The following is a 13,917-nucleotide window of genomic DNA, read 5'->3' as shown; positions in this document are numbered from 1 at the left end:
TCGGCGCCGGCCTCTCCTACACCCGCTTCGCGCTCGACAGGGTGCGCGTGGCCGCCACCGTCCCCTTCGGCGCACCGGTCCCCGTCTCGTTGCGCGTCCGCAACATCGGCCCCCGCCCCGGCCTCGCCTGCATCCGCCTCGACATCCACGACCGCGTCGCCAGCCGCATCCGCCCCGTCTGGCAGATGAAACGCTGGCTCCGCCTCCCCCTCGCCCCCCGCGCCGCACGGCACGTCACCTTCACCCTGACCCCCGACGACCTCGCTCTCATCACCCCCACCGGCCACCCATCGCTCGAACCAGGCGCCTTCGACATCCGCCTGTCGGAGGGCATGGAGGCAACGGCCTTCACCAGTTTCACCGTCGCCCCCCACAAAGCGCCTATTCTGGAAATTAACGGAGGTTCTTCTGTTCCTTAACGAAGTCTGACACAACGGACCCAAGGAGCAACATGCATCAAGAGGAGCCAGGATCGCGCGTCGAAGCGCTGGAGCGCAAGAACGCGGTGCTGGAGGGCATCAATCGCATCTTCCGCGAGATGCTGGCCATCCGCTCCGACGAGGCACTCGGCCAGCTATGCCTGTCGATCGCCGAGGAGGTGACGGGCGCCACCATCAGCTTCATGGGCGCGATCAACACCGCCACCGACCAGTTGGACGATCTGGCGATCAGTCCGGGCGGATGGGCCGCCTTCTCGATGAACGACCCCGCCTTTTCCCACGGCGTGGCGCCATCGGGCCTGAAGATCCACGGCATCTATGGCCGCGTGCTGCGCGATGGCCGGACCGAGATTGCGAACGATCCCGCCAGCCATCGCGACCGCATCGGCACGCCGCACGGCCACCCGCCGCTCACATCCTTCATGGGCGTGCCGCTGCTGGTCGGCACGCGCGTCGTCGGCATGATCGGGCTGGGCAACCGGCCCGGCGGCTTCGGGCCGGAGGAACGCGAGGTGATGGAGGCGCTCGCCCCCGCCATGTGCCAGGCACTGGTCAGCCGACGCACCGGCCGTGCGCTGGCGACCAGCGAAAGCAAGTTGCGCCGCCTGTTCGACACGATCGACGAGGGGATCGCCCGGATCGAACTGCTGTACGATGCCGATGGCGCCGCCACCGCGCTACGCTGGCTGGAGGTAAACCGCGCCTTTTCGCAGCATACCACGCTCGGCGACGTCACCGGTCAGGTGGTGAGCGAGGTCATGCCGCACTATCCGCGCGCATGGATCGAACGCTATGCGCAGATATTGCGCACGGGACGCGCCGAACGCTTCGAGCGGCACGTACCCGAGTTGAACCGCTGGTTCTCCATCTACGCGGCTCCCGCCGCCGATGGCGGCGCCAACGAGGTCGCGCTGGTTTTCACCGACATCACCGGGCGCAAGCAGGCCGAGGCGGCACTACGCGAAAGCCGCGCGCGTCTGGAAACACTGGTCGCCGGCATTCCGCATCTGGTATGGCGCGCGGAGGATCACGGCGCCTGGACCTGGGCCAGCCCGCAATGGACCGCGATCACCGGCCAGACGGAACCCGACTCGCTGGCATTTGGCTGGCTCGATCGTATCCACCCGGACGACCGGGACCGTGCATGCGAGGCTTGGGCCCAGGCCGACGCGCGCCGCGCCTATCGTGCCGATTACCGGATCTGGCACGTGGCGGAGGATCGCTATCGCTGGTTCCAGACCCGCGCGGTGCCGCGTCGTGCCGAGGACGGCACGATCGTCGAATGGCTCGGCACCTCCACCGACGTGCACGAGTTGCGCCAGCTGCAGGACCGCCAGCAATTGCTGGTCGCCGAGTTGCAGCACCGGGTGCGCAACATGCTGTCGGTCGTCCGCTCGGTCTTTGCCCGCTCGATCGAGATGGGCGGCTCGCCTGAGGAAGGCGCCTCGCACTTCAAGGGGCGGCTGGATGCGCTGGCCCGCACGCAGGTGATCGTGACGCGCAGTGCGAGCGGCCGGGTCGACCTGGAAAACCTGATCCGCGACGAATTGCTCAGCGTCGGCGCGGCCAACGCGCCCAATGTGCGGCTGGACGGCCCCGATGTCGCATTGCCGGCATCGGCCGCGGAATCGCTGGGACTGGCGGTGCACGAACTCACGACCAACGCGATCAAATATGGCGCGTTGCGCTGCACCGCTGCGACCCTGTCGATCGGCTGGAACATCCTTGCCGCAGAGGATGGTGAGCGCACGCTGGTGCTGACATGGGTTGAGGACGGCGTCGACGACATCACCGATGCGCCCATGCAGGGCTTTGGCCGGGAGCTGATCGAGGATGCACTACCCTATCGCCTGGGTGCGCAGACGCGACTGGAATTCGGGCCACGCGGCGTGCGCTGCACGATCGCGATCACATTGCATGAAGAACGGGAGGACGCACATGGCTTCGAATTGCGATGAGGCGCAGGTCGATTTGACGGGCAAGCGCATCCTGATCGTCGAGGACGAATATTACATCGCCTCCGACCTGAAGCGCGCGTTGCAGCAGGCGGGCGCCTCCGTGGTCGGCCCGGTCGGCGATCTGCGCCGCGGCCTGGCACTGGCCGGACAGGAACCACTCGACGCCGCCGTGCTGGACGTCAATCTCCAGGAAAGCGCATCCTTCCCCATCGCCGACGCGCTCGACCGCCGATCGGTGCCGTATATGTTCCTGACCGGTTACGACGCCTGGGCCCTGCCCGCGGCCTATGCCGGCGCGCCGCGTCTCATCAAGCCGATCGGCGTCGACGCGGTCCTGAGCGAAGTGCAATCGCTGATCCGCCGGCAGAAATAACGCGCCCCGGCATCACTCGCCGCGCGGCATCCGCTCCTCCCGTGGAAAACCGCTGGCGCCCCCGCCGACGCTCTGCTAAGCGCGCGCTTCCAGGCACCCGTAGCTCAGCTGGATAGAGCGCTGCCCTCCGAAGGCAGAGGCCACAGGTTCGAATCCTGTCGGGTGCGCCAGCTTTCTCAATAACTTTGCCGCGAAACGTGAAAGCGGACACACAGGCGTGTGTCAGTTATTGGATCGCTACGCCTCAAACCGGGCTGTGCGATCATGACCCCCGCAGAAGCAATCGCCCGCCATTTCGGAGGCGACTGGGACGGCTCGCAGGGCGCGTTCCCGACGCCGGGGCATAGCTCGCGAGATCGCGGCACGACCGTCAGAGACGCCGACAATTTCGATGACGTGGTTTTTCACTGTCACAACGGCGAGCTCGACTGGAAGACGCTGAAGGACGAGTGCCGCAAGCTGGGATTACTGCCGCAACGCGGCCGACCAGACGCGCCCGCCCAGTGGGTGAAGACTGGCCGCTATGAATACACCGACGCTGATGGCGTGACGGTCTACCAGACCGTGCGCATTGAGAAGCGGGGCGAGCGTAAGAAATTCATCGCACAACAGCCGAACGGCCAGGGCGGTTGGATCAACAATCTGCAAGGCGTGGAGCGGATCCTGTACCGCCTACCGGACGTGCTGGCAGGGCGTGAAGCCGACGAGATCGTGTATCTGGTCGAAGGCGAACGGAAGGCCGACAAGCTGGCGGATTGGGGCCTGACGGGCACCGCTATCGCATTTGGTGCGCAGGGCTGGAACAAGGGCGCTCGTAACTACGCGCGCGACCTTGCCGGCCGGACTGTCGTAATCCTGCCCGACAACGACGATACTGGCCGGGCGTTCGCCCAGACGGTGCGCCAGGCGCTGGAGAATGTCGGTTGCACCGTCGCGATCGTCGCGCTGCCCGGTCTGTCCGAAAAAGGCGACATTATCGATTGGCGAGGTTCGGCCGACGATCTTCGCGCTCTCACGGACGCTGCATTGCGCGGCGCCGGCGAGCCAGAACCCGTCACGGCCACCGTACCCGACCTGTTGCCCCTGATTGATCCCGGCGCATGGCACGGGATGATTGCACCCGTTCGGCAGTGGGCGTTGCAGGACTGGATACCGGCGCGGCAGGCCACGTACCTGACCGGCGCCGGCAGCGCGGGCAAGTCGCTGTTGGCCCAGCAGCTGGCGACGTGCATCGCGATCGGCCGCCCGTTCCTTGGCATCGACACGCGCCAGTCCGTCGCGATCTATGTGACGTGCGAGGATGACGCGGACGAGCTCCACCGCCGACAGGCTGCGATCTGCCAAGCGCTCGGCATCGATCTGCGCGATCTGTCCGGCAAGCTGCACCTCGTCTCGCTCGCGGGCGCTATCAGCAATGAACTGGCGACGTTCGACCCGCAAGGCCGGATGGGAACGACCAAAGCGTGGGAGACGCTGCACGCGACCGTCCTGCATACCGGAGCGGGCTTTATCGCGCTCGACAACGTGGCGCACATGTTCGCTGGCAACGAGAACATTCGTAATCAAGTGGCGGCGTTCTGCGGCCTCTTGAATCGCCTCGCGGTCGATGGCGACGCTTCTGTCCTGTTCATCGGCCATCCGAACAAAGCAGGTGACGCCTATTCCGGCTCCACGGCGTGGGAGAACCAGGTGCGCTCCCGCATCTTCCTCGACCGCCCCCACGACGAGGACGGCGAGGTTATGGACCCCGATGCGCGCCAAATATCCCGCGCCAAGGCCAACTATGCTCGCAACGGCGAGACAGTGCCCTTCCGGTGGCACCAGTGGGCCTTCGTGCAGGAAGCGGACCTCCCAACCGGGGTGCATGCTCAAATCGCCGCTGTGGCGCAGGAGAACGCGGAAAACGAGCGGTTCCTAAAATGCCTTGCGAAGGCGACCGAGGAGAAGCGCGCTATGTCACCGAATAAGGCGGCATCGAACTATGCGCCGCGTGAATTCACCAAGATGCCTACCGGGTCCGGCATTACGGAAAAGGGCTTCGCCGGGGCCATGCAGCGGCTGTTGCACACCGGCCAAATCAGCAACGGCATGCGCGTATATCAACGTAGCAATCGGACGTGGGCAACCGGGCTCGGGGTTGCACAAACCCTTGCACAAACCCCCGCACAAACCGATGCACATCGGCGCACAAACCCTGCTGATGATACGAGGGAAGATGCGCACAAAGCTGCACGCACACCAGAGCCTATATATAAATATATAAGACAGAAGGACTCGGGCTGGTCGCCCGAGGTGCTTTTGGATGATTGCGACTACGACGAGGACATGCCGCTGTGACGCCGGCTACTCGTCTCGCGGCCATCACAAAACAGGTGGGGCGTCTGCGGCCCGATTGGCGCAACCCAGAGCGGTATTTCGAGGAACGAAGCGAGATTGAACGCGCGCTTCGCGCGGTAGTCCGTGAAGTAGAAAAAGGGGAAGGCCGTGGCTGACTGGCCCTACAACACCGCCACGTGGCAGCGGCTGCGTCAGGCGCACCTGTCCTTGTCGCCAGCCTGTATCGGGTGCGCGGCCCGGGGCATGCTGACCGCCGCCAACACCGTCGATCACATCACGGCTATCAGCGAAGGCGGACCCGCCTTCCCCGGCCATGACGGACTGGCGAGCTACTGCACCTCTTGCCACAGCGCGAAGACAGCGCGGGGGCAGGAGGCGGGCGCGATCCGCACCCGCAAGCCTCGTCGCGGCTGCAACCCGGACGGCACGCCGCTCGACCCGGCGCATCCGTGGCACGAAAAATCGCTCAGGGCTGACGGTCTAAGACCAATGGTGAACCTTTTTTCTCAATTAGTTTCGGAGGTTAAGCAGGATGGGTAAGCGTGGGCCCGGTGCTGGCCGCATGAAGGCTGCTGCCGCAGGCGCGCCGGTGGCAGCGCCGGATTGGTCCGGTACGTTTTTCGAAACGGCTCCTCCGCCACCGCCTGCCACCGCCTCGTTACCGTGGGAAAAGGATGGCATGCCACCGGCAGAGCAGGTGCTGGCGTTCATGCAGGATCTACCGATCGTGTCTGGCCTACGCGCAGGCGAGAAGCTGGAATTGATCGAATTCCAAGAGCGGTTCATCCGCAACGTGTACGAGCCGCAGGACGACGCCGGCAATCGACGTGTCCGCCTCGCTGCGCTGTCCGTGGCGCGCGGCAATGGCAAGTCAGCCCTTCTCGCGGGATTGTCGCTCGCTCACCTGCTGGGACCGATGCAGGAGCCCTACGGCGAGTGCTACGCGGCTGCGCTGGATCGCGAGCAGGCGGGCGTCCTGTACCGCATGACGCGGGCCTACATCGAAACCGTGCCGTGGATGGCGGCGCGGGTGAACGTCCGCGACTGGCACAAGCAGATCGAGGACGAGGATAGCCGTTCGACCTGGACGGCGCTGACCTCCGATGCCCGCAAGGCGCACGGCCTCGCCCCGTCGTTCTGGATCGCGGACGAGGTGGCCCAGTGGCGCTCTCGCGACCTTTGGGACAACCTCGCGACCGGCATGGCGAAGCGGAAGAACGCGCTTGGTGTGACTATCTCGACGCAGGCCCGGGACGACCTGCATTTCTGGTCGCAGATGCTCGACGCGCCTTGCACGTCCAGTTTCTACACGCAGCTGCACACCGCGCCCCGCGACTGCCGCTTGGACGATCAGGCCGCATGGCAGGCGGCGAACCCGGCACTCGGCATCTTCCTCAACTATGACACCATTTCCGACTTTGCGGGCATGGCGGCGCGATCGGCGTCGCAGGAGCCGTCGTTCCGGAACCTGAACCTTAACCAGCGGGTGGACGGCGAGGCGGCGTTCCTCAACCCGATCGACTGGGATGCCAATGGCGTTCCCTTCGATCCGGCCGAGCTCGAAGGGCAGCGCTGCTACGGCGGGCTGGATCTATCCAGTACCCGAGACCTCACGGCCTTGGCGCTGTGGTTTCCCGATAGTGGTCGGTTGCTGGTCTGGCACTTCGTGCCCGAGGATACGCTACGCGAGCGATCGGAGCGGGACCGCGTTCCCTACGACCAGTGGGCCGCAGCTGGCTGGATCGACACGACGCCAGGACGAGCTACAGACCGCCAAGCGATCGTCCGCCAGCTTGTCGAAATACGGTCGCTGTACGATGTGCAGGCCATTGCCTTCGACAAGTGGCGCTATGAAGATTTGCAGAAGCTGTTGAACGATGAAGGCATTGAATTGCCGATGGTCGAATTTCAGACCGGCTTCAAGTCATACGCCCCGGCAATCGATACTTTCGAGCGGGCAGTGTTGGAAAAGCGAATGCAGCACAACAACTCGCCTATTCTAAAATGGCAGGCGGGTAATGTCGTGGTGAAGCCCGATCCAGCCGGTAACCGTAAGCCGATGAAGGATAAGTCTTTCGACCGCATCGACGGTATTGTCGCCGCGATAATGGCCTGTGGTGTCGCCGGTACCGACGAGGGGCCACAGGTCTATCGTGGCGAGGGGCTTATGTGGCTGTGACTTGGGAGATCATGTGGCGGATAGCCTCCGGGCGGCTGTACGGGCCAGTGTCAGGAGAATTTTCCCTGATCCATGTATCGAGCGCAACCAACTGAACATCGGTCAAGCGGACAGTCACCGGCACGCCGGTTCCAGTGGTAACGGGGCGCCCCCGCTTTTTAGTGCCGTCACTAATTGACATGATGATTATGTGATGGCACGAAAGACGGGCCAGAGCAAGGTTGGCCCCTTCGCTCTGGCCCTGACCAAACCGTCTATTCAGGAGACGATCATGGCTGTTGACGCCCGTAGCATGGGCGCGCCGTCGCGCGCATCTGAAATTCACCGTCGCGAATTGCTGGCAGGCTTGGGCGCTATCCCCGCCTTCGCCGCAACATCAGCACTCGCCGTACCGATCACGACGCGCGCCGCGTGGGACGCTGCGATGCAACGCTACCTCGCCGCAAAGGAAGCGTGTGATACCGCATGGGCCGCATACAAGCGGCTCGCCCGCAACGATGCTCTCGCCCTCCGGGTCGATCAATTGAGCACGGCCCAAGTAGAGGCGGAAACCCTGTTGATGGAGCTTCCGGCTCCCGACATGCGCGCCCTGCACTGGAAGCTGGCGCAGATCCTCACCGACGATGGCGACGGCTTCACCACACCGTGGTCGTTCTCTCTTGTGCAACCTATCCTTGATGACGCGAAGCGGCTTGGAGCGAATGGCTAACCGCAACGCTTGCATTAAGGAAATTATGGGAGCATATCCCTTTCCGCAACAAGTGCAGAAAGACGCATGCCAACCGTTCCTGTCCTCGCGGATGCTCTCGCCAGCGCCTTCGACTTCGATGCTTCGAAGGCGAAGTCGTTGAGCCGCTTCATGCGCGAGGGCGGCTTGCTCACGACCGGGGCGCGGGGCGTGAACGCCCCCCAGGCCACCACCCTTGACGCGGCTCGCCTGCTGATCGCCATGATGCTGAACAGCAAGCTGCCGACTGTCGTCGAGGACGTGAAACTGATCGGCCAATTTGTGCCCTTGCGTCCTGAAAAGCTCCCGGCGGGCTTCAAGCCTGACACGCTGGAAAACGGGCTGGCGCTGTTGATCGACTACGCAGCGAAGATGGATGCCAATGGGGTCAAGATGGAAAGCATCGCTTTCCGCCTCCAGCCATACAAGGCGATGGCGAATATTGAGATCGTTAAAGGCAAGGGGAAGTCGGTATCAATCGACCTTTCCCTTCCTGACGTTCGGAAGTGGGTAATCTCTGGCCCATTTCCCGACACATATCGCGAAGCTTACAGTCGCTTCCCGGTCGGCTTTTATCAGGAGCCGATGATTACCGAGAAGGAACTAGTTTTAGTCGGTAAGCTCGTAATGGGCTCCGATCAATGAATTCCGTCCCTCTTTCTGCGGCCGACGCGACGCGGCCAATAGCGAAAAGCCCGATGCCTGGGACGGACGGTGCGAGCCGGAGAAGCAAGGTACAATCGGGCAACGTCGCAAATATCCATCGTCGTGAGACAGACGGTTCAACAGCCATCGTCGCGAGACAGACGGACTTTCACCGCGCCGGGGGCTCCGCCCCCGGCCAGAATGAGGAACGGTAACTTGAAAACTCTTGCAGAACTTCTCGAAATGCGCGCCGCACTGGTTGGACGCATGAACACCGCACACACGGCCGATGACGGCGAGGGCTTCACCGCAGCGGAAACCGAACTGCGCGCCCTGGACGCACAGATTGCCCGCGCCCGTACTCTCGACGCGGCCGACCGTGCGGACGCCGGCACGCCGCTCAACACCGATCGCACGCCCGAATTTCGCAGCTACAGTCTTGCCCGCCGCATCGCTGCGTCGTTGGACCCGTCGATCGACGCCGGCCGCGAGTTGGAGATCGAGCAGGAACTCGCCCGGCGGTCGTCGCAGGACGCACAGGGCATCCGCGTGCCGCTCGAATATTTCGAGACGCGCGCTGCGCAGACGACCGCCACCAGCGCCGCGATCGTGCCCGAGGACTTCCGGCCGGAAATGTTCACCTCCGCATTGACGGCAGCGACCGTCATGCAGTCGATGGGCGCGACTGTGCTGACCGGCCTCACCGGCAACGTGGTCATCCCGCGCGAAACCGGAAGCCCGAACGTCGGCTGGGTCAACGAGAACGAACCGCTGCCGACCGGCAATGCCTCGTTCGATTCGTTGAGCCTGACGCCGCACCATGTCGGTGCGATCACCGAATTGAGCCGTCAGCTGATTATGCAGGCCAGCCCCGCAGCGGACGCGATTCTGCGTTCCATGCTCTCGCGGAACCTCGCGCTGGAGATCGATCGCGCCGCCATCGCCGGCAAGGGCACCGGCGCGGAGCCGCGCGGCATCCTGAACGATCCCGACGTTGCGGCCGTGCCGTTCAATACGGACCTGTTCACCACGACGGCTGCGATGATCGCGAAGGCGGACCTGGACAACGTCAGCCCGACCCGCAGCTTCCTTGGCACCAACGGCGTGAAGTCGTCCGCCTCGCTGCTGCGCGACGCCACCAAGCGCGCGATCCCGCTTAGCGAGACGTTCCACGGCGAAACGGCCCGCTTCTCCAACCAAGTCCCGAGCGGCCTTGGCGCGGACAAGACGGACCATGGGCTGGTCTATGGCAACTGGGCCGACTTCCTCGTCGGCATCTGGTCGCAGCTGGATATCCTCGTGAACCCGTACGCCGAGTCGGCATACAACAAGGGTAACATCCTGATCCGTGCCATGGCGACGGTGGACTTCGGCGTTCGCCGTCCCGCCAGCTTCGTCAAGGCCACCGGCATCAAGGCAGCCTGACCATGACGGGCGACACCCTTGAGCGGCGGCAAGCGACCGAGTTGCGGACCACAGGCCGCAAGCTTGAGGGCTATGCCGCCACCTTCAACTCCGAGGCACGGATAGGGTCGTTCTCCGAGACGATCCTGCCCGGAGCCTTCCGTGCAGCGCTGGCCGGTGACGTGCTGGCGCTGCTGGATCACGACGTTGGCAAGGTGCTGGGGCGTACGCGCTCCGGCACCCTGCGCCTGGTCGAAGACACGCGCGGCCTGCACTTCTCCCTCGACCTACCCGACACCTCGCTCGGCCGCGACATTCTTGCGCTGGCAGAGCGCAAGGATCTGGGCGGCATGTCGTTCGGCTTCAACGTGCCAAAGGGCGGACAAAGCTGGGCAGGCGAGAAGCGCACGTTGAGCGCGATCGGGCTGAAGGAAATCAGCGTCATTTCGGCATGGCCGGCTTACCCCGACACCTCGCTTGCGCTGCGTTCCCGCGAAGGAGCGGACGATAGCCGGCGCCGGCGCCTCATTCTCGCGGAACTCGGTGCGTGGGCCTGAGCCTGCACCAGCACAGGAATACGACGATGAAGTATTTCAAGAAGATCGCAACAGGCCTTGATGTTCAACCCGCGCTTGCCGAGATCGCGGCAAAGGGTTCGCACCTTTGGTCTATGGCAACTGGGCAGAGCCTAGAAAACGCAATTCGGGGATACCGTGGCAACGCCAATCCCGAAGGCACACGCATCGTTCACTGGGAAGATTTTGCAATCTATCCCGCAGTGAACGCTCTGTTCAAGGAAGCTGTTTCCCAACTTCCAAAGAGCAATATGATCGAGCGCGCCCGCGTCCGCATCCTGCCGCCCCAATCCAAGATGAAGGCGCATAGGGACAGCCTTAAACCCAACGCACGGCGCTATCAGGTTTGCTTGCAGGCCGGGCCAGAAGCATTCTTCCAGATCAAGAACGAGAAGTGCCGTTTCAATCCCGGCGAGTTGTGGTTTTGCAACATCCTCGACCGCCTGCACTTTGTCGACAACCCGAGTGACATCGCCCGCGCCGTGCTGGTGATCGACGCTTTCGTTTGAACGGGAGGCGATCATGGGATTGATCAACCGCCTCGCCGAAATGGCAGGATTCGAAAAGCGCAACGACGCGACGGACTCGTCATGGGAGGCGATCGCACCGGGCATCGGTTGGCCCGGTGCGTTGTCCGCGCGTGCAGCCGAAAACCTCTCGGCGGTGCTGGCATGCTCGACTGTTATCGGTAGCTCGCTCGCCAGTATTCCGGCGCTGACGTACCTGATCGAGAACGGCAACCGGGTGGAGGCCATGGGGCATCCCATGCGCCGGATCGTGCGCAACGGCGTCAACGATCAGATGTCGTGGCCGGACTTCCTCGAACACATGGTGGTGTCCGCGCTGCTGACGGGCAACGGGTTGGCGGAGATCGTGCGGGGCACGAATGGCCAGCTGCAGGGCTTCCGGTTCATCCCTTGGGGGATGGTCACGGTTGCCTATCTGGCGTCCGGCCGGCTGGCATACGACGTGACGGACGGCCGGGGCGGCGCACGTCGCCTGTTGCAGTACGAGGTGCTGCATCTGCGCGACCGTACCGACGACGGCTTTGTCGGTCGGTCGCGGTTGAGCCGTGCGGCCGACACCGTTGCAGGCGTCGCGGTGTCCAACCAGTACGCGCGATCGTTCCTTGAGCAAGGCGCGGCCCCCAGCGGCGTGATTGAGGTAGCGGGCACGTTGACCGACCCGCAGCGCGCCATGCTGCGCACGCAGTTCCAAAGCCGCCATACCGGCGCAAAGAACGCCGGCAGCACACTAATCCTTGATGGCGGCATGACGTGGAAGGCTGCGAACATCAGCCCCGAAGACGCAGAGCTGCTGGAGACGCGCAAGTTCGGCGTGGAGGAGATTTGCCGGCTCTTCCAGGTCCCGCCTCCGCTGGTTCAGGACTACAGCCACAATACCTTCACCAACAGCGAGACCGCCGGCCGGTGGTTTGCGATGTTCACGCTCGCCCCCTGGGCGCGCAAGATCGAGGCGGAGTTCGCCCGCAGCGTCTTCGCGACTTCCAGCCCTTACGAGTTGGAATTGGATCTGTCGGGCTTCCTGCGCGGCGATCCGCAAACCCGGTGGGCCAACCACAAGATCGCGATCGACGCGAACATCCTCGACACCAACGAGGTGCGCGAACTGGAGGGCTGGAACCGCCGGCCGGATCAAACCAGCGAACCGGAGGCGACCCGCAATGACGCCTGACCTCGTTACCTTGCAAGAGGCGAAGCAGTTTGCCCGCGTCGATCACGACGACGAGGACACGCTGATCGCGCTTCTCATTCAAGCCGCCAGCGCGGCCGTGATCGACGTAGCGAACGGATGGACGCCGAACGGCGAAATCCCCGCTCGTATCAAGCTCGCGGTCCTCTCGCATGTCGCCAGCGCCTACGACAACCGCGATAGCGGCGTGGACACCCCCGTTGCTGCTACGCGGCTGCTGGGGCCGCTTCGTAAGCTGGACGTCTGATGGCCCGCCTTATGACAGCCGAACAGCTGGCGGCGGAAATTGGCCTGCCATCCGCCCGTACCGTCCGAACGATGCGGGCCAATGGCCTGCCGGCCGTGCGACTTGGAAAAGCCTATCTCTACGATCCCGACGACGCGCTTGCCTTTGTGGCCGCTCGCAAGGAGGTGAAATGCCCAGACCGAACCGCGGCGCCTATCTCAAATTCATTCGGGACCGCGGCGCCTATTACATCCAGTGGAGCGAAGGTGGGACTACCCGCAAGCGCAGCACTGGCACAGCAGACCGCGCAACGGCTGAAGCAGCGCTCGCGGAGTTCATCCGCGACCGACTGCGCCGCGCGCGACCCGCTGGTCCCCGCGATCCGAGCGACTTCCCAGTGGCGGACGCGCTAGATCTGTACGGCTCTCTGCACGCACCAACAACCGAAGCACCCGAGCGGATCGGCCACGCCATCGAGGCTCTGCTACCATTTTGGGGAGGCAACGTCGTCGGAGACGTAACCGACGAAACTTGCCAAGCGTATTGCGAATGGCGCGATCGGTCTGATGGAACCATGCGTCGCGAGCTCGGCACACTTCGGGCCGCGATCAACTTTGCACATCGCAAGGGCCGGCTGACCCATGCTCCGGCCGTATGGCTACCGGAAAAGCCGGAAGGCAAAGAGCGGTTCCTTACCCGGCGCGAAGCGGCTGCGCTTTTAGAAGCCTCGCGGACTACACGTGCCGACACCCGGCTTTACTTACCTCTATTCGTGGTCCTCGCGCTGTATACCGGCGCGCGTAAGGACGCGATTTTGTCGTTGCGCTGGCCCCAGGTCGACCTCGACCGTCGACGCATCAACTTCAATCAGCCTGGCCGGAAGCGTACCGGCAAAGGCCGCGCTCATATCCCGATCCCCGAGCGGCTGCTGACGTTCCTGCGCTTAGCGCGGAAGCGTGGTTCCGATCTTGGGTACGTCGTTCACAACAATGGACAGCGTATCAAGGACATTGGCGGAGCATGGGACGGGAATCCCGATCGGGGCGGCGATGGCAGCTTTGGCCGGGCCTGCAAACGCGCCGGTCTGGTCGGTATTACTCCACACACCCTGCGCCACACATGCGGCACTTGGCTCGCCCAACGAGGCGTCGATCTCTGGGAAATTGCTGGATGGCTCGGCCACAGTCACGAACATACGGTAACGCTGTACGCGCACCATCACCCCGACTTCCTCGACAATGCGCGCCGCGCTGCGGATCGCCGGTCATGACCGTGGCAGTAATGTGTACGCTACCTACGTCGTTTCATGGTCTGTTCCGCGTAAAGCGCCATGAACGCAC

At 63.9% G+C, this 13,917-nt stretch carries 14 protein-coding genes and 1 tRNA gene; all 15 read left to right on the top strand.

Annotation, left to right across the window (positions count from 1 at the left end; translation table 11 throughout):
* The coding region (locus OXR08_RS15765) for a fibronectin type III-like domain-contianing protein (RefSeq protein WP_346731914.1) at positions 1–419 on the top strand (419 nt) is incomplete at its 5' end.
* Between the two features lie 32 nt (positions 420–451).
* On the top strand, positions 452–2,398 hold the full coding sequence (locus OXR08_RS15760) for a GAF domain-containing protein (RefSeq protein ID WP_267351314.1): 1,947 nt from the start codon (positions 452–454) through the stop codon (positions 2,396–2,398).
* Positions 2,379–2,771, top strand: coding sequence for a response regulator (locus OXR08_RS15755; protein WP_267351312.1), 393 nt, complete (start codon positions 2,379–2,381; stop codon positions 2,769–2,771). The genes OXR08_RS15760 and OXR08_RS15755 overlap by 20 nt, the downstream gene beginning before the upstream one ends.
* A 93-nt stretch (positions 2,772–2,864) precedes the next feature.
* Positions 2,865–2,941, top strand: a tRNA-Arg gene (locus tag OXR08_RS15750).
* 94 nt (positions 2,942–3,035) lie between these two features.
* Complete coding sequence (locus OXR08_RS15745) at positions 3,036–5,108, top strand: AAA family ATPase (protein WP_267351310.1); 2,073 nt, start codon at positions 3,036–3,038, stop codon at positions 5,106–5,108.
* Positions 5,109–5,255: 147 nt separating this feature from the next.
* Entirely contained in the window at positions 5,256–5,648 is a 393-nt protein-coding gene (locus OXR08_RS15740) for an HNH endonuclease signature motif containing protein (RefSeq protein ID WP_267351308.1), read from the top strand.
* Positions 5,649–5,670: 22 nt separating this feature from the next.
* On the top strand, positions 5,671–7,287 hold the full coding sequence (locus OXR08_RS15735; RefSeq protein WP_267351306.1) for a terminase TerL endonuclease subunit: 1,617 nt from the start codon (positions 5,671–5,673) through the stop codon (positions 7,285–7,287).
* 193 nt (positions 7,288–7,480) lie between these two features.
* Positions 7,481–7,996: a hypothetical protein gene (locus tag OXR08_RS15730; RefSeq protein ID WP_267351304.1), complete on the top strand. Its 516-nt coding sequence runs from the start codon at positions 7,481–7,483 to the stop codon at positions 7,994–7,996.
* A gap of 66 nt (positions 7,997–8,062) precedes the next feature.
* A complete protein-coding gene (locus OXR08_RS15725; RefSeq protein WP_267351303.1) occupies positions 8,063–8,659 on the top strand; it encodes a hypothetical protein in 597 nt (198 codons plus the stop codon).
* Between the two features lie 123 nt (positions 8,660–8,782).
* On the top strand, positions 8,783–10,084 hold the full coding sequence (locus tag OXR08_RS15720; RefSeq protein WP_267351301.1) for a phage major capsid protein: 1,302 nt from the start codon (positions 8,783–8,785) through the stop codon (positions 10,082–10,084).
* Between the two features lie 2 nt (positions 10,085–10,086).
* On the top strand, positions 10,087–10,620 hold the full coding sequence (locus tag OXR08_RS15715) for an HK97 family phage prohead protease (protein WP_267351299.1): 534 nt from the start codon (positions 10,087–10,089) through the stop codon (positions 10,618–10,620).
* Positions 10,621–10,646: 26 nt separating this feature from the next.
* Positions 10,647–11,147: an aspartyl/asparaginyl beta-hydroxylase domain-containing protein gene (locus OXR08_RS15710; RefSeq protein ID WP_267351298.1), complete on the top strand. Its 501-nt coding sequence runs from the start codon at positions 10,647–10,649 to the stop codon at positions 11,145–11,147.
* 13 nt (positions 11,148–11,160) lie between these two features.
* Positions 11,161–12,333 (top strand): phage portal protein, encoded by a 1,173-nt coding sequence (locus OXR08_RS15705; protein WP_267351296.1) that lies wholly within the window; start codon positions 11,161–11,163, stop codon positions 12,331–12,333.
* Positions 12,323–12,598 carry a head-tail connector protein gene (locus tag OXR08_RS15700; protein ID WP_267351294.1) on the top strand — a complete coding sequence of 92 codons (276 nt, stop codon included), beginning with the start codon at positions 12,323–12,325 and terminating at the stop codon, positions 12,596–12,598. The genes OXR08_RS15705 and OXR08_RS15700 overlap by 11 nt, the downstream gene beginning before the upstream one ends.
* Positions 12,599–12,767: 169 nt before the next feature.
* Positions 12,768–13,847, top strand: a complete 1,080-nt coding sequence (locus OXR08_RS15695) for a site-specific integrase (RefSeq protein ID WP_267351292.1) — start codon at positions 12,768–12,770, stop codon at positions 13,845–13,847.
* The last annotated feature ends 70 nt before the right edge of the window (positions 13,848–13,917 follow it).

Origin of the sequence: Sphingomonas sp. GM_Shp_2 (assembly GCF_026540875.1) — a bacterium.
Classification (GTDB): Bacteria; Pseudomonadota; Alphaproteobacteria; order Sphingomonadales; family Sphingomonadaceae; genus Sphingomonas; species Sphingomonas carotinifaciens.
The sequence above is the reverse complement of the archived record's forward strand: the minus strand, read 5'-3'. Positions and strand labels throughout refer to the sequence as shown.